General features: G+C 66.3%; 22 protein-coding genes and 1 pseudogene. 12 read left to right on the top strand and 11 right to left on the bottom strand.

Annotated elements, in window-relative coordinates; translation table 11 throughout:
- The first annotated feature begins 152 nt into the window (after positions 1-152).
- The 4 genes from tolR (at position 153) to pal (ending at position 3,879) form a co-directional block, all read left to right on the top strand.
- On the top strand, positions 153-590 hold the full coding sequence (gene tolR, locus U1708_RS08370; RefSeq protein ID WP_332744621.1) for a protein TolR: 438 nt from the start codon (positions 153-155) through the stop codon (positions 588-590).
- A gap of 13 nt (positions 591-603) precedes the next feature.
- Positions 604-1,677 carry a cell envelope integrity protein TolA gene (tolA, locus tag U1708_RS08365; protein ID WP_332745138.1) on the top strand — a complete coding sequence of 358 codons (1,074 nt, stop codon included), beginning with the start codon at positions 604-606 and terminating at the stop codon, positions 1,675-1,677.
- A 131-nt stretch (positions 1,678-1,808) separates the two neighbouring features.
- Entirely contained in the window at positions 1,809-3,299 is a 1,491-nt protein-coding gene (tolB, locus tag U1708_RS08360) for a Tol-Pal system beta propeller repeat protein TolB (RefSeq protein ID WP_332744619.1), read from the top strand.
- A gap of 52 nt (positions 3,300-3,351) precedes the next feature.
- Positions 3,352-3,879: a peptidoglycan-associated lipoprotein Pal gene (gene pal, locus U1708_RS08355; RefSeq protein ID WP_332744617.1), complete on the top strand. Its 528-nt coding sequence runs from the start codon at positions 3,352-3,354 to the stop codon at positions 3,877-3,879.
- Positions 3,880-4,041: 162 nt separating this feature from the next.
- Here the strand turns inward: pal and U1708_RS08350 are convergent, their stop codons facing one another.
- The 4 genes from U1708_RS08350 to U1708_RS08335 form a co-directional block, all read right to left on the bottom strand.
- A complete protein-coding gene (locus U1708_RS08350) occupies positions 4,042-4,893 on the bottom strand; it encodes a S1/P1 nuclease (RefSeq protein WP_332744615.1) in 852 nt (283 codons plus the stop codon).
- Positions 4,890-5,810, bottom strand: a complete 921-nt coding sequence (locus tag U1708_RS08345; RefSeq protein WP_332744613.1) for an isoaspartyl peptidase/L-asparaginase family protein — start codon at positions 5,808-5,810, stop codon at positions 4,890-4,892. Before U1708_RS08345 ends, U1708_RS08350 begins: the two co-directional genes overlap by 4 nt.
- Complete coding sequence (locus tag U1708_RS08340) at positions 5,807-6,946, bottom strand: acyltransferase family protein (protein ID WP_332744611.1); 1,140 nt, start codon at positions 6,944-6,946, stop codon at positions 5,807-5,809. Before U1708_RS08340 ends, U1708_RS08345 begins: the two co-directional genes overlap by 4 nt.
- Before the next feature lie 113 nt (positions 6,947-7,059).
- The gene (locus U1708_RS08335) at positions 7,060-7,581 is read right to left on the bottom strand and encodes a DUF1993 domain-containing protein (RefSeq protein ID WP_332744609.1); all 522 of its coding nucleotides are present in this window, start codon (positions 7,579-7,581) and stop codon (positions 7,060-7,062) included.
- Between the two features lie 144 nt (positions 7,582-7,725).
- On the opposite strand from U1708_RS08335, the gene ispG reads away from it, so the two are divergent.
- From ispG to U1708_RS08320, 3 genes are all read left to right on the top strand, one after another.
- Complete coding sequence (gene ispG / locus U1708_RS08330) at positions 7,726-8,865, top strand: flavodoxin-dependent (E)-4-hydroxy-3-methylbut-2-enyl-diphosphate synthase (RefSeq protein ID WP_332744607.1); 1,140 nt, start codon at positions 7,726-7,728, stop codon at positions 8,863-8,865.
- A 329-nt stretch (positions 8,866-9,194) separates the two neighbouring features.
- The gene (locus tag U1708_RS08325) at positions 9,195-10,109 is read left to right on the top strand and encodes a DMT family transporter (protein WP_332744605.1); all 915 of its coding nucleotides are present in this window, start codon (positions 9,195-9,197) and stop codon (positions 10,107-10,109) included.
- A complete protein-coding gene (locus U1708_RS08320; RefSeq protein ID WP_332744603.1) occupies positions 10,106-10,582 on the top strand; it encodes a GNAT family N-acetyltransferase in 477 nt (158 codons plus the stop codon). The genes U1708_RS08325 and U1708_RS08320 overlap by 4 nt, the downstream gene beginning before the upstream one ends.
- 276 nt (positions 10,583-10,858) lie before the next feature.
- Here U1708_RS08320 and ppa read toward each other — a convergent pair whose 3' ends face one another.
- From ppa to U1708_RS08305, 3 genes are all read right to left on the bottom strand, one after another.
- Entirely contained in the window at positions 10,859-11,437 is a 579-nt protein-coding gene (gene ppa / locus U1708_RS08315; protein WP_307087514.1) for an inorganic diphosphatase, read from the bottom strand.
- Positions 11,438-11,513: 76 nt separating this feature from the next.
- Entirely contained in the window at positions 11,514-13,427 is a 1,914-nt protein-coding gene (locus tag U1708_RS08310; protein WP_332744600.1) for a M61 family metallopeptidase, read from the bottom strand.
- Positions 13,428-13,567: 140 nt separating this feature from the next.
- Positions 13,568-14,218 (bottom strand): DUF1345 domain-containing protein, encoded by a 651-nt coding sequence (locus U1708_RS08305; protein WP_332744598.1) that lies wholly within the window; start codon positions 14,216-14,218, stop codon positions 13,568-13,570.
- A gap of 49 nt (positions 14,219-14,267) precedes the next feature.
- On the opposite strand from U1708_RS08305, the gene hisS reads away from it, so the two are divergent.
- The 4 genes from hisS to U1708_RS08285 all read left to right on the top strand — a co-directional run bounded on the left by hisS (position 14,268) and on the right by U1708_RS08285 (position 19,117).
- Positions 14,268-15,539: a histidine--tRNA ligase gene (gene hisS, locus U1708_RS08300; RefSeq protein WP_332744596.1), complete on the top strand. Its 1,272-nt coding sequence runs from the start codon at positions 14,268-14,270 to the stop codon at positions 15,537-15,539.
- The gene (gene prfA, locus U1708_RS08295; RefSeq protein WP_332744594.1) at positions 15,536-16,609 is read left to right on the top strand and encodes a peptide chain release factor 1; all 1,074 of its coding nucleotides are present in this window, start codon (positions 15,536-15,538) and stop codon (positions 16,607-16,609) included. The genes hisS and prfA overlap by 4 nt, the downstream gene beginning before the upstream one ends.
- A 117-nt stretch (positions 16,610-16,726) precedes the next feature.
- Complete coding sequence (gene prmC / locus U1708_RS08290) at positions 16,727-17,593, top strand: peptide chain release factor N(5)-glutamine methyltransferase (protein ID WP_332744592.1); 867 nt, start codon at positions 16,727-16,729, stop codon at positions 17,591-17,593.
- Positions 17,594-17,851: 258 nt separating this feature from the next.
- Positions 17,852-19,117 (top strand): DUF4167 domain-containing protein, encoded by a 1,266-nt coding sequence (locus tag U1708_RS08285; protein WP_332744591.1) that lies wholly within the window; start codon positions 17,852-17,854, stop codon positions 19,115-19,117.
- A 212-nt stretch (positions 19,118-19,329) separates the two neighbouring features.
- Here U1708_RS08285 and U1708_RS08280 read toward each other — a convergent pair whose 3' ends face one another.
- Complete coding sequence (locus U1708_RS08280; RefSeq protein WP_332744589.1) at positions 19,330-19,620, bottom strand: hypothetical protein; 291 nt, start codon at positions 19,618-19,620, stop codon at positions 19,330-19,332.
- 71 nt (positions 19,621-19,691) lie between these two features.
- On the opposite strand from U1708_RS08280, the gene U1708_RS08275 reads away from it, so the two are divergent.
- Positions 19,692-20,132, top strand: a complete 441-nt coding sequence (locus U1708_RS08275) for a CBS domain-containing protein (RefSeq protein WP_332744586.1) — start codon at positions 19,692-19,694, stop codon at positions 20,130-20,132.
- 12 nt (positions 20,133-20,144) lie between these two features.
- Here the strand turns inward: U1708_RS08275 and U1708_RS08270 are convergent, their stop codons facing one another.
- From U1708_RS08270 to U1708_RS08260, 3 genes and pseudogenes are all read right to left on the bottom strand, one after another.
- Complete coding sequence (locus tag U1708_RS08270; protein ID WP_443030013.1) at positions 20,145-20,597, bottom strand: hypothetical protein; 453 nt, start codon at positions 20,595-20,597, stop codon at positions 20,145-20,147.
- 43 nt (positions 20,598-20,640) lie between these two features.
- A pseudogene (locus tag U1708_RS08265) lies at positions 20,641-21,426 on the bottom strand (oligosaccharide flippase family protein).
- On the bottom strand, positions 21,405-21,644 hold the full coding sequence (locus U1708_RS08260) for a hypothetical protein (protein WP_332745177.1): 240 nt from the start codon (positions 21,642-21,644) through the stop codon (positions 21,405-21,407). Before U1708_RS08260 ends, U1708_RS08265 begins: the two are co-directional and overlap by 22 nt.
- Positions 21,645-22,268: the final 624 nt, after the last annotated feature.

Here is a 22,268-nt window from a genome sequence, read left to right as displayed (position 1 = left end):
GGGGGACCGCGACGCGCAGCGGCGTGGTGGAGGGGGCTCTCCCCGCAGCACTGCGTCTGTGGAACGAGATACTCCACGCAGCGCAGCGTTTGACGCACGCCCCCACCACCAGCTTCGCTGGTCCCCCTCCCCGCGTGCGGGGAGGATTTTAGATGGCGATGAACCTTCCTTCTTCACGCGGCCGCGGGCGGCGCGCGCCGATGGCGGATATCAACGTCACGCCGCTGGTCGACGTGATGCTGGTGCTGCTGATCATCTTCATGGTGACCGCGCCGCTGATGACCGCGGGCGTGCCGGTGAACCTCCCCGACGCGCGCGCCAAGGCGCTCGATCAGGAACAGAAGCCCGTCGAAATCTCGATGGACGAGACCGGCGCGCTGTTCATCGACAAGGATCAGATCGCCGACGACGCGCTGCCGGTGCGGTTGGCCGCGATTGCCGCGAGCCGCGCGGTCGGCGACGAGCCGCAGGTGCTGCTGCGCGCGGACCGGAAGCTCGATTACGGCCGCGTGATGCGGGTGATGGGCGAACTCAACCGCGCCGGGCTGAACCGCGTCGCGCTGGTGACCGTCGAGGGCAACCAGAACTGATGGGCCTCGGGTGATGGATCGTTCGGAGAAGATCGGCCTGGGTGTTGCCGTCGTCGGGCATGCGGTGCTGTTCGGCTTTCTGTCGCTCGGCTTTCTCAGCGCGCCCGAACCGCCCAAGATCCAGCAGCAGCCAATCGACGTGAGCCTCGTGCCCGACGTCGCGCTGGAGGCGACCGCGCCGCAATCGACCGAGGCGCCCGCGCAATCGATCGCGCCGGAAGAGGGTGCGCCTGAGGATGCGGCGCCGCCCGCCCCGCAAGAGGCTGAGCCGGAGCCGCAGCCCGATCCCACGCCCCCCGCGCCGCAGCCCAAGCCTGCGCCGCCGAAGCCTGCGCCCAAGCCGCAACCGGCTCCGGAACCCGCGCCCAGGCCGCAACCCAAACCCAAGCCTGCCCCACCGAAGCCCGCCGCCAAGCCGGCCCCGGTCGCTAAGCCCGTGGTGAAGCCGCAGCCCAAGCCGACCAAGGCACCCCCTACCAAGTCTGCGCCCGCCAAGGCCGCCCCCGCGAAGTCCGCGCCGACCAAGGCCGCGGCGAAACCAAGCGCCGCGCCGGCGAAGACGTCGTCCACGTCGGGCAAGACCTCGTCCGCGTCGTCGGCAAAGCCGGCCAAGCCGTCTTCGACCAAGGGCAGCGGCTCGACCGCGGAGGCCAAGACCTCGCGCCCGCGCGGCTCGCGGCTCGGCGATAATTTCCTGAAGGGGCTGTCGGCCGATCCGTCGCCGAGCAAGTCGGAAGCGCCCAAGGCGGCCAAGCTCGGCGCGCAGGCGGCGGCGAACATCGGCTCGGCGATCCTGCGGCAGGTCCAGCCCTGCGCCAACCGCCAGGTCACGCCGGGGCCGGGCGCAGAGCGGATCCGGGTGACGATCAACCTGAAGCTCAACCGCGACGGCACGCTGAAGTCGCGGCCGACGATCACCGGTCATGCCGGCGTCGATGACGACAACCGGCGCTATGTCGACCGCGTCGACGATCTCGCGATCGCGACCTTTGTCGGGTGTTCGCCGCTACGCGGTTTGCCCGACGACCTGTATGACGTGCAGAACGGCTGGAGCAATTTCAGCCTGCGCTACAAACTTCCCGGCTGAGGATGTCCGTTATGACTCGATCGATCCTGGGGTTTTTCCCTTCGCGCCAGACGCTTCCGGTTGCGGGTGACCGCTCAACGCAAGGTAACCACCCCGGCGCAGGCCGGGGCCCAATTGCGAAGGTCGATGTAATGATGCGCAACGCTCCCTCGGCGGCGTCCCCCAATTGGGCCCCGGCCTTCGCCGGGGTGGTGTCGGGTGGGCGTAAGGCTCGTGCGGTTCTTGCTTCGGTGGGGCTGCTCGCGTTCGTCTCCGGCGGTGCCGCCTACGCTCAGGATGCACCCGCACCCGCGCCAGCCCCCCAGCAAGCCCCCGCCGATCCCGCAGCGCCAGCCCCAGCCCCGGCCGGCGACCAGTCCGGCGGCCTCGTGGTCGACGTCACCGGCGGCATCTCCGCGCCGATGCCGATCGCGATTCCCGTCATGCCGACCGCCGCGGTCGTCTCCACCCCCGCAGGCTCGACCGATGTCCTCGGTCGCCAGTTGTCCGAAATCGTCACGAACGACCTCCGCAACTCGGGCCTGTTCACGCCGCTCTCTCCCGGCCAGCTTCGCCCGGTCAGCTTCCCAGAAGTCACCGCACCCGGGTTCGATTACTGGGGCAGCACCGGCGCACAGGCGCTGGTCCAGGGCTTCATCCGCGCCAACGGCGACGGCAATTTGACGGTAGGCTGCTACCTCTACGACGTGTCGTCGAAGGCCGAACTCACGCGCACCGGCTTCGTCGTGTCGCCGTCGGACTGGCGCCGCGCAGGCCATAAATGCGCCGACATGGTCTATACCCGCCTCACCGGCGAAGGCGCCTATTTCGACAGCCGCGTCGTCTACGTGTCCGAGACCGGACCCAAGGGTCGCCGGATCAAGCGGCTCGCGATCATGGATCAGGACGGCGCCAACCACCGCTTCCTGACCAACGGCCAGTCGATCGTGCTGACCCCGCGTTTCGCGCCGAACCAGCAGTCGATCGTCTATATGAGCTATCTCAACAATCGCCCGGCGATCTATGTCTACGACATCGGCTCGGGCAAGCAGCGGCTGGTGGTGGCGAACGCGAACCTGACGTTTGCACCGCGCTTTTCGCCGGACGGCCGCAACATCCTGTTCTCGATGGCGCAGGGCGGCAACACCGACGTGTACCGCGTCTCGTCGCAGGGCGGCACGCCGCAGCGCCTGACGAACTCGCCGGGGATCGATACCGGCGGCAGCTATTCGCCGGACGGCTCGCGGATCGTGTTCGAGAGCGATCGCTCGGGCGGGCAGCAGATCTACGTGATGAACGCCGACGGCTCGAACCAGCAGCGGATCAGCTTCGGCGGCGGGCGTTATGCGACGCCGGTGTGGAGCCCGCGCGGCGACCTGATCGCCTTTACCAAGCTCGGCGGCGGCTTCCGGATCGGCATCATGAGCCCGAGCGGCGGCGGTGAGAAATTGCTTACCAACGACTGGCAGGACGAGGGTCCGAGCTGGTCGCCGAACGGTCGCGTGATCAACTTCTATCGCTCGGGACGCGGCAGCGGCGGCAAGGCGGACCTCTGGTCGGTCGACCTGACCGGCGTCAACGAGCGCAAGATCCCGACGCCGCTCGACGGCTCCGATCCGGCCTGGGGCCCGCTTCGTCCGTAAACCTGCTATGGGGGCATAACGGGGACACGTGTTTTTCTACGGGAGACTATCTATGTCGAAGCTTTCCAACATCTTGCTTGCGTGCACCGCGCTGATCGCCGTCGCCGGCTGTGCGAAGAAGCGTCCCGAGGTCCTGCCGCCCGCGCCGGTCGACAACAACGCTGCCGTCGATCCCAATGCCGGGATGAACAACGGCAACGTCGGTGGTGCGATCGTGCCGGGCTCGGACGCCGACTTCCAGCGCTCGGTCAGCTCGAACACGGTGAATTTCGGTCTCGACATGTACGACATCGATCCGGCCGCACGCGCGATCCTCGACAGCCAAGCACAGTGGCTGGCGAAGTTCCCGAACCAGCGCATCACGATCGAAGGCCATGCCGACGAGCGTGGCACGCGCGAATACAACCTTGCGCTCGGCGATCGCCGCGCGAATGCGACCAAGAACTATCTGGCCGCAAAGGGTGTGTCGTCGTCGCGGATGACGACGATCAGCTACGGCAAGGAGCGCCCGGTAGCGATGGGCTCGGACGATCAGAGCTGGGCGGCCAACCGCCGCGCGGTCACGGTGGTGCTGAACTGATCATCTGTCCCTCTCCCCTGCGGGGAGAGGGAAGGAGGAGCACTTGCGACGGGAGGGTGAGGGGCTGTTGGGATTAGCGTTCTGAGCCTCAAGCCCCTCACCCTCCCACGTGCAAGCGCACGCGGGCCCCTCCCTCTCCCCTGAAGGGAGAGGGTAAGTCGGTTACCCCAGCGCCCTATCGAGCAGTTTCGCCAACCGAATCCCCCCGCGCCGGACCTCTTCCCGCGATACCGGCACCATCTTCGCAATCGTAGCTTGATCGAGCTTCACCCGCGCCGGCACCACACTACACGCGTCCCCGCCCAGCGCCGCCGCATACGCCGTATGTGACGCTCCCCACGACTCCCGGCTCCAGTCGACGACCGTCCCAGCCCCGATCTTCGCCCGCTCCGCCGCCGAATAGCGGCGTACCAGCGACGGCGGCGTCGAGATCGCCCGCTCCGCCAGCGGGCCGTCCCAGATCGAATGCAGGTTGAACCGCGCAGGCCCGTAGATGCCGTAATCCGCCTTCACGTCGTTGCCGCCCTTGTCGTGACGGTCGCCGGCATGCAGCGGCTGGTGGAGATCGCCGACGAAGTGGATCAGGAACGCCAGCGCCTGGACGCGGTCCTTCGGCGAAGTGGCGCGATCGCGCAGCAGCGTAACGTCGCGGTCGATCTGCGCCGAGACGCAGTCGCCGTCCTTGCATGCGGGCGTCAGGTCGAACGGCGCGCAGACGTCGGCGTTCTGGTAGTGCCAGCTATACGCGAACCCGAAGCGCGACTTCCCGTCGGCGGTCTTGAGCGGCTTGATGCAGTCCGCCCAGACGCTCGCCTCCTCGATCGTGCCCGCCGGGCATTCGGGCGTGTCGAGCAACGCCTGTTGCGCGAGCAGTCGCCGGATCGCGACCTTGGTCTTGGGCGTGACGTTGGCATAGGCGATCTGCGCGACGGTCTGGTGGCCATACTCCCAGAACGCGGTGGCGGGGGAGGCGAGGCCGAGCGAGGCAATCGCGGCGAGGAGATAGCGCTTCATGCCGCTTCGTTAGCGTAGATCGCGACCGTCCGGCTACCCGCTGACGACGCGGTGCCGCGGTACATGCCGACGGTGTTGAAGCCCCACGCCATGTCGCCGTCCGGCCCCGCGACGATGACCCCGCCGGTGCCGCCGAGCGCCTTCACTTCGGCAAGCACCGCGTCGGCGGCGACCTGCAGCGATTCGCCCGATAGGCGGACACGCGCGGCGATCTCATGGCCGACGCCGACGCGGAGGAAGAACTCGCCCGATCCCGTGCACGACACGGCACAGGCGCGATCGTCGGCGAAGGTGCCCGCGCCGATCACGGGGGTATCGCCGATCCGGCCCCAGCGCTTGCCGGTGACCCCGCCGGTAGAGGTGGCGGCGGCGACGTGGCCGTGTGTGTCGCACGCGACCGCGCCGACCGTGCCGTATTTCATGTCGACGTCGAACCCGCCGCCATCCGCCTGGAACTCGGCGAATTGCCGGCGTCGTTCGTCAGTCGCGAACCAGTCAGCGTCGGCCTGCGGCAATTCCCGATCGCGGGAGAACGCGTCAGCGCCTTTGCCGGCAAGAAACACGTGGCGTCCGTCGTCGAGGATCGCGCGCGCGAGCCCGACCGGGTTGCGTGTTGCGGTGGCGGCGGCAACGGCTCCCGCCGCCCGCGTGCGCCCGTCCATGATCGCAGCGTCGAGCTCCAGCGTGCCGTCATGCGTGAACACCGCCCCTCGGCCCGAGTTGAAGTGCGGATCGTCCTCCAGAACGCGGACCGCCGCTTCGACCGCATCGAGCGCGCTGCCGCCATCCGCCAGCACTTTCGACCCGGCGTCGAGTGCGCGCGACAGGCCGGCGCGCGCGCCTGCGTCCTGCTCGGGCGAGACCATTTCGCTATCGAGTTTGCCGGCGCCGCCGTGGATGACGAGGGTCCAGGTCATGCTGAGTCTTTCGAGGGAAGGGCGCGGAGGCCGATGAGGGGACGGAGCGGCGCGATGCTGCGGCCGATCCAGTAGAAGGCGACGCAGCCGACGATCGTCGCAGCCAGCAGGCATGCGAACTCCACCCCGCCCGGCAGGCCGGCGGGGAGCAACGCGTACATGACGAGGACGATGATCGTCTGGTGGATCAGATAGAACGGGAACACCGCCTCGGTCAGCATCGGCCGCCAGCGATGATCGCGGTTCCAGTGGCGCTCGGCGATTCCGATCAGCGCGACGATCGCGCCCCATTGCTCGACCGCGTGCGCTATGCCGTAGGGCGTGTAGACCCAGCGCGGCGTCGGGACATCCGCCGGCCAGCGCAGTTCGATGCCGATGATGCAGAGATAGCTTAGCAGCGCCGCGATCGCGCCGACCTTCCACCAGCGTGCGATCGCCGCCATCGCCGGCTCCGACCGCGCGAGCCCGAAGCCGAACAGGAAGGCGGGGAAATAGGTGACGTGTGCGATCCAGTCGCCCCACAACGCCTGCGTCTCGCCGACCATCGGCAGCCACCAGCCATGGACGAACACGAGCCACGCGATCGGCAGCAGCACCACCGCCCAGCCGGCGAACACCCGGTCGAACGCGCGTTGCAGCCACTGGCCTCGGACGGTGACGACCCCGAGCGTCAGGACGGTGGTGTAGACCCAGAGATAGACGACGAACCACAGGTGGTTCCAGGTAGGTAGGGAAAGCCCTGCGAGCTTGCCGAAGCGGAAATAATCGTGTGTCCAGAACGTCCAGTAGCTGCCGGCATAGCCATGCTTCGTAACCAGCTCGACCCAGGGTTGCGGGGGCACAATCACCGCGATGCCGAACAGCAGCGGCACGAGCAGCCGGTTGCAGCGATTGGCGAAGAACCCGGCGGTGCCGCTCGACCGGGCGAGCAGCGCGCGGCTGGCATATCCCGACACGACGAACAGCAGCGTCAGCCGCCACGCGTTGCTTGCCAGCATCGGCAGCCGCACCCAGTTCTCGACATGGAGCGATTTCACGTGGAAGTTCCACGGCACGAAGACCATGCCGATATGGTAGACGATCAGCAGGGCGAACGCGCCGATCCGCAGCCAGTCCATGCCGAAATGCCGGTTCATCGCGCGGCCCTACGGGGCGTGGGGCGGTGCCGCAAGCGCAGGACGGTCGAGGTGGTGTTTGGGACCGACCGGTGCTCCTGCAATATATCGCCGCGACTGTGTTTCGGGCCGTTTCAAACCTTCATGCGCGGCGTGCCCATGAAGTCGCGCTTGCCGATCGGCACACCTTGCGCGCGCAGGATCGCGTAGGCCGTCGTGGCGTGGAAATAGAAGTTGGGCTGCGAGAACGACAGCAGGAAGTTCGCGCCGGTGAACGGCATGACGAACGTGCCGAACTCGAATTTCGTGTCGTTGTCGGCGAGCGCATCGAACGTGTCCCGGTCGATCGCTTCCAAGGTGGCGATCGCGTCGCGCAGGACGCTATGGAGCCCCGCGAAATCGGTCGGCCAGGCTGATCGGTCGGGCGAGAATGTGCCGCAACGGACGCCCTCGATCCCGCCGACCGAATGCGCGGCGCACGATTTCACCTGATACCCGAACGGCAGCATGTCATCGGCAAGCTTCGCGTCGATCAGCGTCGCCGGCTCCATACCGCGCTCGACCGCGAAGGCCTCGGCCTTGTCGAGCAGGGCGTCGACCGCGCGGAGGATCTGGAGGTTCGAGGGGATCGTCGCATCGTAGAGGGAAAGCGTCATCGACCGGGCTCCTATGTGTCGCGCCGCTATGGCCGACGTTGGCCGCACCCGCCAGCGCCGTCCTTGCCAGTGCCGTCACGCCAGCGATGTTCCGTTCCACCGCGCAAGTCGCTATATGCATCCTCGAACTCCCGAGGAATCCCCATGTCCCTTCGTCCCTGGCGCGATATCACCCGCCGCAAGAGCCGCCAGATCATGGTCGGCAACGTCCCCGTCGGCGGCGATGCGCCGGTGACGGTGCAGACGATGACCAACACGCCGACCGACGACGTGCGTGCGACGGTCGACCAGATCCGGCGCTGCGAAGAGGCGGGCGTCGACATCATCCGCGTCAGCTGCCCCGACGTCGAATCGACCACCGCGCTGAAGCAGATCGTCCGCGCGAGCCGCGTGCCGATCGTCGCCGACATCCATTTCCACTACAAACGCGCATTGGAAGCCGCGGATGCCGGCGCGGCGTGCCTGCGGATCAACCCGGGCAATATCGGCTCGGCGGCGCGCGTGAAGGAGGTCGTCGACGCGGCCAAGTCCAATGGCTGCGCGATCCGGATCGGCGTCAATGGCGGCTCGCTCGAGCGGCACCTGCTCGAAAAATACGGCGAGCCTTGCCCGGACGCGCTGGTCGAGTCGGCGCTCGATCATATCAAGCTGTTGCAGGACCACGACTTTCACGAGTTCAAGGTCGCGGTGAAGGCGTCCGACCTGTTCCTCGCGGTGGCGGCGTACCAGCAGCTCGCCGAGCAGGTCGATTGCCCGCTGCATCTCGGCATCACCGAGGCGGGCGGGTTCGTCGGCGGCACGGTCAAGTCCGCGATCGGGATGGGCAGCCTGCTCTGGTACGGCATCGGCGACACGATCCGCGTGTCGCTTTCCGCCGAGCCGGAAGAAGAAGTCCGCGTCGGCTTCGAGATCCTCAAGGCACTCGGCATCCGCAACCGCGGCGTCCGCGTCGTGTCGTGCCCATCGTGCGCGCGGCAGGGCTTCGACGTGATTCGCACGGTCCAGGCGCTGGAGGAGCGGTTGCAGCACATCCGCACGCCGATGTCGCTCTCGGTGCTCGGCTGCGTCGTCAACGGCCCCGGCGAAGCGCGCGAGACCGACATCGGCATCACCGGCGGCGGCAACGGCAAGCACATGGTTTATCTGTCGGGCGTGACCGACCACCACGTCCAGGATGCCGACATGGTCGATCACATTGTCCGGCTCGTCGAGGCGAAGGCTGCGGAAATCGAGGCTGCGGACGCGGCAGTCGCGGCATTGGTGCCGGAGATGGCAGCGGAATAGCGATTTACGCGAGTGGCTCCAATTATCCCGTCATCCTGACGAAAGTCAGGATCCAGGGTCACGAACGGCGCGCTTTTGGCTCTGGATCCTGACTTACGTCAGGATGACGGGGCCTCGGGTGGAAGCCCCCCGGCGGTTCTCCCGCAAAAGCGGGAGCCCAGGGTTACAAGCGATAGCGTTCGTGGTCCTGGCCCCCCGCGTTCGCGAGGGAACAGTAATATTGCGTGGGCACCGCTCTATCGAAACGGAACCCGCGTCGACGATAGCGTAGCGATGGGATGCCGGTTAAGCGGATCGCATGGTAATCCTCCGGGCACTGAGCGTTCACAATGCGGTCTAGTCCCGTGACGAACCGCGTCGTCTCCCCCGCCCTGGCCTTCGCGATCGCCGCGCTCGGCATCGGACTGTTCTCCATGATGGACGCAGTGATGAAGTCGCTCGTCCTGGCGATCGGCGTTTATAACGCGCTCCTCTGGCGGCAGATGATCAGCGTCGGTCTCGGCGCGGTCGCGTGGAAGATGGGGAACAGCGGACGGCCGAGCGGGCGTGCTCTGAAGCTGCATCTGGCGCGCGGGCTCGTAACCACGGCGATGGCGGTGCTCTTCTTCTGGGGCCTCGCGCGCGTACCGATGGCACAGGCGATATCGCTCACCTACATCGCGCCGATTCTCGCATTGCTGCTCGCGGCGGTGACGCTGGGCGAGCGTGTCGGGTGGAAGACCTTCGTCGCGTCGATCGCCGCACTCGGCGGTGTGCTGGTGGTGATGATCGGGCAGGGACGCGAGGTGCCGGGACCCGAGACGTTCCACGGCACGCTCGCCATCCTCGGCTCCGCGGTGCTGTATGCGGTCAACCTCGTGATCGCGCGGATGCAGAGCCAGGCCGCGCGCCCGGGCGAGATCGCGTTCTTCCAGGCGCTCGTCATCACCGCGACGCTGGCGCTGGCGGCACCGTGGCTCGCAGTGGTGCCCGAGGCCGCGGAGTGGCCGAAGCTCGTGCTGGCCGCGGGGCTTGCGACTGCATCGCTGTGGCTCCTCGGCTGGGCCTATGCACACGGCGACACGGGGTTTCTCGCGACCACCGAATACACCTCGTTCGTCTATGCCGCGGTGCTGGGTTTCCTGGTATTCGGCGAGCGGGTATCGGCGTTCACGCTGGCGGGCGCGGCGATCATCGTCGTCGCGTGCCTGTACGCGGCGCGGCGGCGTGACATCGCGCAGACATCGATCGAGGCTAGTGCATGACCGTCATCCGTTCCGCCACCGCTGCCGATGTCGGCACGATCCTGCGCTTCGTCCGCGAACTCGCCGCGTTCGAGCGCGAACCGGATGCAGTCGAGGCGACAGAGACTATGCTGGAAGAGGCGCTGTTCGGGGAAAACCCGGCAGCCGAGGCGTTGATAGCGGAGACTGCGGACGGTCCGCTCGGCTTCGCGCTGTTCTTCCACAACTTCTCGACTTGGACGGGCAAGCGCGGGCTGTATTTGGAGGACCTGTACGTGACGCCGGACGCGCGCGGGCAGGGGGTCGGCGGCGCGCTACTGGCGCATCTCGCGGGCGTGGCGCTCGATCGCGGCTGTGCGCGGTTCGAATGGTCGGTGCTCGACTGGAACGCCGACGCGATAGCATTCTACCGGAAGGTCGGCGCGGTCGGGATGGAGGACTGGACGATCCAACGGATGTCCGGGGATGCGTTGGTGAAGCTGGCAGGGCGGTAGGTCTGGGCGCCGTCCCGCTCCCCTCCCTGAAAGGGAGGGGCTGGGGGTGGGTTGGCCGGTTTTTGCCACTCGCCGACCACGGTCCGGTATGCGGAAGCCGACCCACCCCCGCCCCTCCCTTCCAGGGAGGGGGGAAGACAAGGGCGTTGAGCGCAACGCCGCGGTCAGCACGACGGCATAGGCCAGTCGCCGTGCCCGATTGGCGTCTCGTACAGTCCGATCTGCGCCGCGCGGACGCTGATGTCGTAGACCGAACGAGACGCCGTCGTCATCCGATCAGCGCCCGACGATGTCGTCCGCGTTCATCGGCTCTTCGCCCTTGGCCTTCTCGGCTTCGTAGCGCTCGATCGCCTCGATCGTCACGCGCTTGGCTTCGTCGGCATCGCCCCACTTGCCGACGCGGACCCACTTCTTCTTTTCCAGGTCCTTGTAGTGCGTGAAGAAGTGCTCGATCTGCTCGAACACGATCTCCGGCATGTCGCCGCGCTCGCCGATGTTCGCGTAGTATGGGAACACCGAATCGACGGGCACGCAGACGAGCTTCTCGTCGCCGCCGGCTTCGTCTTCCAGGTTCAGCACCGCGATCGGGCGTGCGCGGACGACGCAGCCCGGGATGAACGGCGAACGTGCGATCACGAGCGCATCGAGCGGATCGCCATCGGGGCTCAGCGTGTGCGGCACGAAGCCATAGTTCGCGGGGTACCGCATAGGCGTGTGCAGGATGCGATCGACGAACAGCGCGCCCGATGCCTTGTCGAACTCGTACTTCACGGGCTCGCCACCGGTCGGCACTTCGATGATGACGTTCAGGTCTTCGGGCGGGTTCTTGCCGGTCGGGATGAGATCGATACGCATGGCGGTCCTTTCGAAATGGCGATGCCGGCGCTCCTCGTCTGGGGAGCGGCCGGCACCACGTTGGATTAGTCTCTGGTCAGCGCGGCATCAGCAGCTTGTCCAGCCCGCCGTCACCTGTACCCACCTTCTGAAGCCGCGGATAGCGCGGGCCGTCATGGTAATCGAGCAAGATGTCCCGGAATCGGTCGTTGTTCTTTACAGTCAGGCGGATCGGCACCTTCGTACCCTTCGCTGCAAGGATCGCCGCCTTGATCCGGTCGGACGAATACGCCTCGTTGTTGACCGCTTCGATCTCGGTGCCGACGTCGAGGCCAGCCTTGAACGCCGGACTGTCCCAGATCGACGAGGTCACGACGCCCTCCTTGTTGATCACCATGCCCAGCGAATAGCTGACGTCGGTGCCGCGGGTCTTCTCGGCCTGCTTCAGATACGGGCTCTGCTCGGGGCCATAGATCAGCTTGTAGCCGTTCATCGCGAAGCCGTTGATCGGCGCGGGCTTGCCCGTCTCGGTCAGGCGGGTGTTGAGGAACGTCGCCCAGTCATAGGGGACGATGCCGTTGAGCGTCTTGGCGACGTCTGCGAAGGTGTAGGTCAGCTCGCCGTAATCGCCGTCGCGGACGCCGAAGAAGGCGCGCGCGAAATCGTCGATCGACTTGGCGCCGTTCGACTTCTGGCGGAGCATCGCGTCGACCTCCATCCAGACCATCAGGCCTTCGTTGTAATAATCCTCCGACCGCTGCCAGCTGGTCCAGCCCTTCGGCTTGCGTGCCGAGATGACCGGGTCATTGGTCGTATCGATCAGCGGACGCCACTGACGGCCCGGCGCGGTATCGTAGTTGCCGAGGATAGAGGCATAGCCGTCGAGCGTGTCCTGCTTGCTGACCAGCCCCGACCGCGCCTGGAGCACATAGCCCCAGAACTGCGTCTGGCCTTCGTACACCCACAGCAGCGAATCGCGCATCGGCGTGCGGAAATCGGGCGTCCAAAGGTCGGCACCGCGGCGGAACTTGCCGTCCCAGCTATGCGTGAACTCATGTGGGAGGAGGTTGCGGCCGGCGGCACCGGTCTCCCACTCGGTGAAATACCCCGGACGGACGCCGTTCTCGGAACTGCGATGATGCTCCAGGCCGATCCCGCCGAGCTGGTCGGTGATCGACAGCAGGAATTCGTAGCGGTCGTAATGCTGCGCGCCGAACGTCTTCACCGCCTGATCGACGAGGCGCTTGTGCGCGTCGATCTGCTCGGGCTTGGCGGCAAGCTGATCGGGGCTGTCGGCGAACACGTTGAGGCCGACGCGGGGGGAGAGCGGCCAGACCTTGCCGTATTTGCCCGCGAGCGTCGGCGAGTCGACGAGGATCTCGTAGTTGGTCGTGTCGTAGCTGTAGGTCGATCCCGATACCTTGGCCGGCACCGCACCCGCCGCGGTCCAGCCCGCCGGATAAGTGGCGGTCATCTTGATCGGAATCTGGCGCGTGAAATAGCCGGCCGGGTACAGGCTGACGAGGTTCGGCTGGAGGCTGACCATCGTCGGCGTCATCACGATACGGCCCTGGTCGCCCTTGGTGGCAGAGATGAACTGGAATTCGGCGACAATGCTCTTCACGCCAGTCGGCACGTCGATGTGGAACGCGAACACATCGACCGGATCGCGCGTCCAGGGCACGATCTTGCCGTTCGCCCGGATCACGAGACCGGCGAGCTTCTCGATCTCGCCGCGCGGGGAATGCGCGCCCGGCAGCCACTTCGGATAGAGCAGCGCCATCGGGCCTGCCTTGGCGACCGGGATCGTCTCCTTCACGCGGAAGATGCCGCGCTCGGTATCGGTCGCATCGACGTCGAGGATGAGCGTGCCCGGATAGGGCGTGTCGACCGGGTCGGGAATGGTGTCGACGAACGGGACGGGCTGCGGCGCGGTGTTGCCGGCGGGGACCTGCGCGATGGCAGGAACGGCAGACGCGAGCAGGGATGCGACGAGGAGCTTGCGGATCAAGGAAGGGCCTTCCGGCTGAGAGACGATGACACGAGGTGTAATCGCGATAAAGGGCAGTCGTCCAGTCCTTTACCGAGGCGTGGTTCGGGGCCCCTCCGGCGTCGCCAAACCCTTCCCGTCATCCTGACGGTGGCGGACCCTCAACCACTCCCCAGCACATTGATCGTGAACGCCAGCACGCCGATGTTGAACACGAACGCCGCCATGCACTGGCCAAGCGCCGCTTTCCGCACCCGGCGCGAGGTGATCTGCACGTCCGACGTCTGGAACGTCATCCCCAGCGTGAACGCGAAATAGGCGAAGTCCCAGTAATCGGGCTCGTCGCAACTCGGAAAGTCGAGCCCCTTGGCGTCCTGCCCGTCCGGATCGTCGACATAATAGAGATGCGCATAGTGCAGCGTGTAGATCATGTTCGAGAACAGCCACGCGAGCGCCAGCGTCGTGATCGTCAGCGCGATTCCGACCGCGTCGTTCTTGCCCTGCAGTTCCTTGGCCACCGCGACCAGGATGACCATCATGATCGTCCCGCTGAACCCGAGCAGCACCGCGCGGTTGGCGTCGTTCTCCACCGCCGTTCGGCGCATGCGCTCGGCGCTGGCGTTGCGGAACAGCGTCGAGACCGCGATCAGGAACACGACCGCACCGACGTCGAACGCCGCCATCGTGCCCCGGCCGAGCCCGAAGCGCGGGATCATCGCGACCAGCCCGATCGCGAAGACCAGCACGAACAGGACGAAGCGCGGCGGGGCGACGCGCTGCCCGAGACCCCAATATCTGGCTTTGCTGGTCATGCTACAGCGCTAGCGCTTAGCGGGGACGTCGCCTAGATACGCGCGCATCATGGCCAAGACAGAAACCCCGCGCCGCATCCGTGGCACCCAGGACATTTTCGGCGACGAGCAGCGCCGGTTCGCGCACGTCCTGGCGACGTTCGAACGGGTGCGCGCGCTGTATTGCTTCCAGCGGATCGATATCCCGGTGTTCGAATCCACGGCCGTGTTCGCGCGCTCGCTCGGCGAGACGACCGATGTCGTGTCGAAGGAAATGTACACGTTCGAGGATCGCGGCGGGGATTCGCTCACGCTCCGCCCCGAGTTCACCGCCGGCATCGCCCGCGCCTATCTGACCGAAGGCTGGCAGCAGTTCTCACCATTGAAGCTCACCACCAGCGGCCCCGTATTCCGCTACGAACGCCCGCAAAAGGGACGCTTCCGCCAGTTTCACCAGATCGACGCCGAGGTGATCGGGGCTGCCGAGCCGGCGGCGGACGTCGAACTGCTCGTGCTGGCGGATCAGTTGCTCCGCGAACTCGGCATTTCCGAGGGCGTGACGCTCCAACTCAACACGCTGGGCGATGCGGCGACGCGCGAGGCTTGGCGCGAGGCGCTGGTGGCGCATTTCGAGGCGCATCGCGGGGAACTGTCGGAGGACAGCCTGACCCGGCTCGAGAAGAACCCGATGCGGATTCTCGACTCGAAGGATCCCCGCGACCGCCCGATCGCCGACAGCGCACCCGACATCGACGCATACCTGACTCCCGAAGCGCGCGCGTTCTTCGAGGCGGTGACCGCCGGGCTCGATGCGGCCGGCGTCGCATGGGAGCGCAACGCACGACTGGTCCGCGGCCTCGACTACTACCGCCACACCGCGTTCGAGTTCGTGACCGATCGGTTGGGCTCGCAGGGAACGGTGTTGGCTGGTGGCCGGTATGACGGGCTGATCGAAAGTCTTGGTGGCCCCAAAACCCCTGGCGTCGGCTGGGCGGCCGGCGTGGAGCGGCTGGCGATGCTGCTGGAGGAGCCTGCGGTTGGTGCTCCACAGCTTGTCATTGTGGCGGAGAACAACGCTCGTCAGGCAGACGCGCTCGCACTTGCAGCTAGAATGCGGCGCGGGGGCGTCGCAACAGAGCTCATCGTCACGGGTAATACGAGCAAAAGATACTCCAAAGCGCAGCGCTTGGATCCGGACTGGATCGCCTCGCTTGATGTGCGCGATGGCCACTACACGCATAGCTTTCGCCCGCGTCATCTGGTTGGCAGCCTCGACACCGAGATCGAGGCGACCTTTTGGTCAGAGGTTGAGGGGCTTGGCTTAGAGCGGCCTTCCGCATGACCACCATCTCCCCCGACCGCATCCGCGCGATCGAGGCGCGGCGTGACGAGTTGCAGGCGCTTATGTCGACCGGCGATCTCCCCTCGGACCGTTTCGTCGCGGTGTCGAAGGAATATGCCGAGCTCGAACCCGTCGCGCAGGCCGCCACCGAAGTGCGCCGGTTGCGGCAGGAGGCCGAAAGCCTCGCGTTCATGGCCGACGATGCCGACGACGAACTGCGCGCGATGGCGTCCGAGGAACTGCACGAGAACCGCACGCTGCTCGAAACCGCCGACCGCAAGCTCGCGCTCGCGCTGTTGCCGCGCGATGCCGCCGACGAGCGCGCGGCGATGCTCGAGATCCGCGCCGGCACCGGCGGGGACGAGGCGGCGCTGTTCGCGGGCGACCTGTTCCGCATGTACCAGCGCTATGCCGAATCGCAGGGCTGGCGGGTCGAGATGATCTCCGGCTCGTCGTCCGACGCGGGCGGCTTCAAGGAAGTCGTCGCCAGCGTCACCGGCCAGGGCGTGTTCGCGAAACTCAAGTTCGAAAGCGGCGTCCACCGCGTCCAGCGCGTCCCGACCACCGAGGCCGGCGGGCGGATCCACACCTCGGCGGCGACCGTCGCGGTGCTACCCGAGGCAGAGGAGGTCGACGTCAAGATCGACGACAAGGACCTGCGCATCGACGTCTATCGCTCGTCGGGCCCCGGCGGCCAGTCGGTCAACACCACCGACAGCGCGGTGCGGATCGTCCACATCCCGACCGGCCTGACGGTGATCCAGCAGGACGAGAAGTCGCAGCACAAGAACAAGGCCAAGGCCCTGCGCGTGCTGCGAACGCGCCTGTACGAGGCGGAGCGCGACCGGCTTCACGCCGAGCGGGCCGGCGCGCGGAAGTCGATGGTCGGCTCGGGCGATCGCTCGGAACGGATCCGGACGTACAATTTCCCGCAAGGCCGCGTGACCGATCACCGCATCAACCTGACGCTCCACCGTCTGCCCGAGATCGTCGCAGGCGAGATGGACGAACTGATCGGCGCGCTTGTCGCCCAGGACGAGGCAGACCGCCTGGCGCAGCTGGATGGGTGATCCCTCCTACTTCCCCCCCTCCCGCAAGCGGGAGGGGGTCGGGGGGTGGGCTCGCGGCTGGTTCCACACGAACGGATCGCTCTGGTCTTTCGACCAATCGCATCCGGTGCGTTCGTGTTGAGCGCGTGCCCACCCCCCAACCCCCTCCCGCAAGCGGGCGGGGGAGTCAGTGCAGCCATTGCCACCGCCGCCGCGCAGTTCGCCTTCTCCGCCACCCCCCGCCTCGACGCGGAACTCCTCATGGCGCACGCACTCGGCGTAAACCGCAACGCGATCCTCCTCGACCCGACCCGCTATACAGTCCCCGCCACCTTCGCCGCGCTCGTCGAACGCCGCCTCCGCCACGAGCCCATCGCCTACATCACGGGAACCCGCGGCTTCTGGTCGATCGACCTCGCCGTCGGCCCCGGCGCGCTCGTCCCCCGCGCCGACAGCGAAACGCTCCTGATCGCCGCCCAGGCGCACTTCGCCGGCCGCGCTCCCGCAACCGTGCTCGACCTCGGCACCGGCCCCGGCACATTGCTCCTCGCCGCCCTCGACGAATGGCCCGCGCAAGGCCTCGGCATCGACTATTCCCCCCAGGCGCTCGACTACGCCCGCGCCAACGCCGTAACCCTCGGCATGGCCAACCGCGCCCACTTCATGCGCGGAAGCTGGGCGGGCGCCATCGTCGGCCAGTTCGACCTGATCCTCGCCAACCCGCCCTACATCGCCACCCACGAGCACCTCCCGCCCGAAGTCCACGACCACGAACCGCACGCCGCGCTCTTCGCCGGCAGCGACGGGCTCGACGACTACCGCATCCTCGCCGAACAACTCCCCGCCTTGATCGCCCCCGGTGGCGCGGCGGTCATCGAGATCGGCTCGGCGCAGGCCACCCCCGTCACCGCGCTGCTCGGAGCCCAAGGTCTGCACGTAGCGCTCCACCACGACTATGGCGGCAACCCGCGCGCGCTGGTCGCGACCAAAGTCTTCGAACCTTGAACAATATGGCGCTAAACCTCACATTTCGCTTGTAGTAGGTCCCTTGCGGACGCTATCACGCGGGCAGGGGCACGCAATCTCGACATGATGGTCGGTTTTGAGCGTTGACCCGCATCCTTCGCTTTGAGGTCGCTGCAGTCCGGCGGCCCTGGCAAGTTCGACGCACCGATCTCGTATAGATCGTCGGTGCGCGGCGGGGGGTTTGCACCGCATTTCGGAGCACGACCAGATTTTGGTTCGACGACTGAGGACACAAGCTTGATCAACAACCGGCAAGCCGGCCGCCGTCGCGGTCGTGGCAACAATAATAATGGCGGCGGCGGTAGCGGTGGCGGTCAACGCCAAGGTGGCGGCGGTGGCCAGGGTGGTCGCGATACCGGCAACCGCATCGACAGCCGCGCGCGCGGCAACGCGAGCCAGCTGTACGAGAAGTACAAGAACCTCGCGCGCGACGCACAGATGCAGGGCGACCGCGTCAACATCGAATATTACCTCCAGTTCGCGGACCATTATTTCCGCGTCCTGAGCGAAACCCGCGCGCGCTTCGAAGAGAGCCAGCCGCAGGCCCAGCAACAGCCACGCCGCCAGCAGCCGTTCGATCTCGACGGCGACGACGATTACGGCGACGAGGGCGAACCGATCCGTTCGGGCGAGCAGCAGGGTGCGACCGAGCAGCCGCGTGGCGAGCAGAGTGGCGGCCAGCAGAACGGCCAGTACCAGAACGCACCCCGCCAGAGCCGTGAAGATCGGCCGCAGCGCGACGATCGTCCCCAGCGCGAAGAGCGCCCGCGGTACGAGAACAGCCGCTACGAAGGCCCCCGTAACGAAGGCCCCCGTAACGAGGCTCAGCCGCGTAACGACGGCCAGCGCGAAGACCGCGTCCGTGGCGACGGCCAGCGCAACCAGCGCAACGCTCCCCGCGATGCCCAGCCACGTGATGCCCAGCCACGCGACGACCGCAGCGGTGAAGAGCAGGGACAAGCGCGTGAGGCCCAGGCTCGTGACGCACAGTCGCGTGAGACCCAGCCCCGTGAGACCCAGCCCCGCGAGAACGGGCGCGAGGAGCAGGTTCGCGAGCCCCGCAGCGACTACCGCGATGCGCCGCAGCGTGAGACGATCCGTCGTACGCCCCGCATGAGCGCACCGGTGGCCAATGCCAACCAGGACTCGGAAGCCGACACGCTGCGTTTGGCGACCGAGACCGCCCTGCCGACCAACGATCAGGTCGCCCAGCCGGCCGAAACCTCCCAGGCCACGGCGCCCGTGGCCGCAACCGAGGAGCAGCCCCGCCGTCGCGGACGCCCGCGCCGCGATCGCAGCCTCGACGCACCTGTTGCGCAGGACGAGGGCGCACCAACCGCGTTCGACGCAGATCGCCTGCCGCCATCGCTTGGCATTTCGGCGGTCACGCCCGCTCCGGCACCGGCACCCGCGGCTGATGCCGCCGCTTCGGACGCCACGCCCGAGGAAAAGCCCCGTCGCCGTCGCGTTCGCGCGGTGCCGGACGAAGTCCAGGCAGGCTGATCCGATCAGTCCGAACTGCTTCGGGATCATCAGGTGAAACGGGAAAAGCCGGTATCGCATCACGCGGTGCCGGCTTTTTTACGGCTTGGCGCACACCATAAATGCCGCTCCCCGCGAAGGCCGGAGTCCACGGCTAGATCAGGTGTTCGTGGCCTACCCAGGTTCTGCATGCGTGGTAGAACGGTAGCCAGAGTCCTGCTTTCCCGATCCGCTCAATCGATCCGGGTCACATTCTCGTCATGCCCGCTTCCCGAACTGAGGAAGGCGAGGCCCATCAACAGTCCCGCGAGCATCACGGATCCGCCAACTCCGCCGATCACCGCGAGCATCGTCACGAGGTGCAGCGGCCCTTGTACATACGCCATCGTCGCAATCACCGCCGCGACGCATATGGCCGCAGCCAGGATCATCCATGCCATGATCTCACGAAACCGTGCCCAGGCGAACGCGGCATAGTGCGGGTCGTCCAGCCCGACGGGCGGTTCAGGCGGTCGATCGGTCATCGCTTCACATTGCCGCGCAAACATGGTTTTCTCAAGCCACGCGCAACAGACGCAGTTGAGGAGAGGCGAAGATGACGATCGCGGCGATCCTGAAAGACAAGGGCCTGAAGGACAAGGGCGACATACAGTCGCTGACCCCCGATTCCACCGTGGCGGACGCAGTCGCGCTGCTCGCGGAGAAGCGGATCGGTGCGGCGCCAGTACTCGATGGCGGCCGGGTGGTCGGTATCTTCTCCGAACGCGACGTCATCCACTGCCTGCAATCGGATGGCGCATCGGCGCTGCAACGTCGGATCGGGGACGTGATGACGACCGCGGTCAAGTCGATCGGACCCGACGAGTCGGCGATCGGTGCGCTGTCGCTGATGACCCAGCGGCGCATCCGCCACCTCCCGGTGATCAATGGGGAGGCGCTCGTCGGCTTCGTGTCGATTGGCGACCTCGTCAAATACCGCATCGACCGGATCGAGGCGGACGCGGCGGCCATGCGCGAATATATCCAGTCCGCGTAACGTTCCGTGGGGTCAGGCGGGCGTAGGCTGTTTCCGCAGGACGGAGATCAGCTCGCGGACGATGGCGCGCGCGAAGACCAGCATCCACGTCGCATAGACCGCGGCACCGATCGTCACGAGCAACGCCAGCCGCCAAGGCGCATATAGCGGCGGCAGCGTGCGATCGATCAATCCAACGACCAGCGCCATCGCGATCGCTGCCAGTGCGGGCGATGCGACCGCGCGCACCACCTCGGGCGCGCGTACGCCGATCACCGGCAACGTCCGCCAGGCGCTGATCGCCATGTAGACCGGATATGCCGTTATCCATGCCACGCCCATGCCGGTAGGTCCCCATTGCACGCCGACCAGGAACGCCATCGTCAGTATCAGCGCGCCGACCGCGCCATTCTGCACGCCGATCCCCGGGCGGCCACGCGCATCGGATGCGGGCGTGAACAGCACCTGCAACGTCATGAACGGCATCGCCAGCGCGAGCAGATGGACTATGGGCGCCGTCTCCCGCCATTTATATGCCGAGCACGGTCAGGACCATCGGCTCGGCTGTCACGGCCAGCCCCATGTAGAACGGCATCGCGACGATCATGACCATCCGGGCGCCCTTCACGAACGCGCGACCGATCGCATCGGGATCGGCCTGCATCCGCGCATAGGCGGAAAAGGCAACCTCGTTCAGCGGCGGCACGAACATCGACACGAAGATCTGGGTCAGGAACAGGCTGGTCGTGTAGATCCCCAGCGTATGCGCGGAGAAGCTGCGTCTGGCGATGAACACGTCGGTTTCGCTTTGCAGGAACCAGAATAGCTGTCCTGCCGCCATCACCCCGCCATAGCGTGCGATCGTGCCCGCCCCGCGAAAGTCGAAACTCGGTCACACGAGCGACCGCGCACTCCACGTCATCATCGCGCCGCGCACGCCGAACAGCACGATCGGGGCGATCACCAGCGTCCACACGCCGAGACAGTACAGCGAAACGCCCAGCGCAACGCTCACGGACGCGATCGAGGCTGTGATGTTCGCCTTGGCTTGATGACGAAAGTCCATCGCCCGAGAGAGCAGCGCGTACGGCAGCGCAATGAACGGCGTCGTGAGATACAACAGCGCCTGGATTCCGAGCATGTCGCCGACGATCGGTTGCCGGTAATAGGCGGCTGCCAGCGGAGCCAGCGAGACTTGCGCGATCGTCAGGGCGACGTTCAGCAGGATCAGCATCCCGAACAGCTGGCGGACTTCGCGGTCCGTGATCGTCTTCTGCTGGATCAATTCGCTCGTCAGGCCATAGCCGTTGAGCACCCCATGAAGGTGAGGATGACCTGGCACATTGCGAACAGCCCATAGTCGGCCGGCGCGCGAATGCGGATCATCAGGAAGGTGGCGCTGCATAACACGAGCTGCGCGACGATCTGGCTACCCGAACGCCAGATGAGCGCGCTGCGAACATGGCCCGCAAGCGAACTCGGTTCGTCGGAAACGGGGGTGGCAGTGACAGGTGCGGGGCTCGCTGGGTCCATCGCTCCGGGCATGTAGCGGTAACGGCCTTCACAAGCACTTAAGCCGATGATGGAGCGACGATCGAACCAAGGCGTTGGAAATACTGTGCAGCAACGGCATCGAACGGAGCCGCCAAGCGCTATGCCGCTAGCGACTGGAACGGGGCATCGGGCGGCCTAAACGCGTCAGGCCGAGGAAATTGCCACAAATGTGAAAGATTGTGTTTGACCCGAATCGGAACCTCACTTAGAGGGGTGTCACCGCAGCGGAGTGCCTCAGTGGCCTCTACCGCGGTCGCAAAAAACTGGATGCTGCAAGCTTCTTCCTAGGGAGGGGTTATGCGAGTGTCGGTATTTTTGTCGGCTCTTTGACATTGTAGGTTAAGATGAAGGGACATGTGGGCGGCGGCTTGCGGTTCTCGGGCTCCTCAAGGGTTCGGGGTATCGTTCAAAGCTAAGTCGTTCTCATATGTCCTTCACATATTCCATATGTAATGGACACTCTGTCTGGCCTTGGTCGGGTAGGGTGTCTGAATGATATTGTGCAGAGCGGCTCCTTGAGATGGGCTGGTTGATCGTGGAATTCCACTGCGATTGGCTGGTGACATAAACTTGAGAGTTTGATCATGGCTCAGAATGAACGCT

Origin of the sequence: Sphingomonas arabinosi, from assembly GCF_036663715.1 — a bacterium.
Taxonomy (GTDB): Bacteria; Pseudomonadota; Alphaproteobacteria; order Sphingomonadales; family Sphingomonadaceae; genus Sphingomonas.
The sequence above is the reverse complement of the archived record's forward strand: the minus strand, read 5'-3'. Positions and strand labels throughout refer to the sequence as shown.

Excerpts from the sequence above, each read along its gene's own strand:
- pal (WP_332744617.1), top strand. The coding sequence starts at position 3,352 with ATGTCGAAGCTTTCCAACATCTTGCTTGCGTGCACCGCGCTGATCGCC.
- U1708_RS08335 (WP_332744609.1), bottom strand. The coding sequence starts at position 7,581 with ATGACGCTTTCCCTCTACGATGCGACGATCCCCTCGAACCTCCAGATC.
- ispG (WP_332744607.1), top strand. The coding sequence starts at position 7,726 with ATGTCCCTTCGTCCCTGGCGCGATATCACCCGCCGCAAGAGCCGCCAG.
- U1708_RS08340 (WP_332744611.1), bottom strand. The coding sequence starts at position 6,946 with ATGAACCGGCATTTCGGCATGGACTGGCTGCGGATCGGCGCGTTCGCC.
- prfA (WP_332744594.1), top strand. The coding sequence starts at position 15,536 with ATGACCACCATCTCCCCCGACCGCATCCGCGCGATCGAGGCGCGGCGT.
- tolA (WP_332745138.1), top strand. The coding sequence starts at position 604 with ATGGATCGTTCGGAGAAGATCGGCCTGGGTGTTGCCGTCGTCGGGCAT.
- U1708_RS08305 (WP_332744598.1), bottom strand. The coding sequence starts at position 14,218 with ATGACCAGCAAAGCCAGATATTGGGGTCTCGGGCAGCGCGTCGCCCCG.
- U1708_RS08350 (WP_332744615.1), bottom strand. The coding sequence starts at position 4,893 with ATGAAGCGCTATCTCCTCGCCGCGATTGCCTCGCTCGGCCTCGCCTCC.
- U1708_RS08270 (WP_443030013.1), bottom strand. The coding sequence starts at position 20,597 with ATGCCGTTCATGACGTTGCAGGTGCTGTTCACGCCCGCATCCGATGCG.
- U1708_RS08345 (WP_332744613.1), bottom strand. The coding sequence starts at position 5,810 with ATGACCTGGACCCTCGTCATCCACGGCGGCGCCGGCAAACTCGATAGC.
- U1708_RS08275 (WP_332744586.1), top strand. The coding sequence starts at position 19,692 with ATGACGATCGCGGCGATCCTGAAAGACAAGGGCCTGAAGGACAAGGGC.
- tolR (WP_332744621.1), top strand. The coding sequence starts at position 153 with ATGGCGATGAACCTTCCTTCTTCACGCGGCCGCGGGCGGCGCGCGCCG.
- ppa (WP_307087514.1), bottom strand. The coding sequence starts at position 11,437 with ATGCGTATCGATCTCATCCCGACCGGCAAGAACCCGCCCGAAGACCTG.
- U1708_RS08320 (WP_332744603.1), top strand. The coding sequence starts at position 10,106 with ATGACCGTCATCCGTTCCGCCACCGCTGCCGATGTCGGCACGATCCTG.
- U1708_RS08325 (WP_332744605.1), top strand. The coding sequence starts at position 9,195 with ATGCGGTCTAGTCCCGTGACGAACCGCGTCGTCTCCCCCGCCCTGGCC.
- U1708_RS08260 (WP_332745177.1), bottom strand. The coding sequence starts at position 21,644 with ATGGACCCAGCGAGCCCCGCACCTGTCACTGCCACCCCCGTTTCCGAC.
- tolB (WP_332744619.1), top strand. The coding sequence starts at position 1,809 with ATGATGCGCAACGCTCCCTCGGCGGCGTCCCCCAATTGGGCCCCGGCC.
- hisS (WP_332744596.1), top strand. The coding sequence starts at position 14,268 with ATGGCCAAGACAGAAACCCCGCGCCGCATCCGTGGCACCCAGGACATT.
- U1708_RS08280 (WP_332744589.1), bottom strand. The coding sequence starts at position 19,620 with ATGACCGATCGACCGCCTGAACCGCCCGTCGGGCTGGACGACCCGCAC.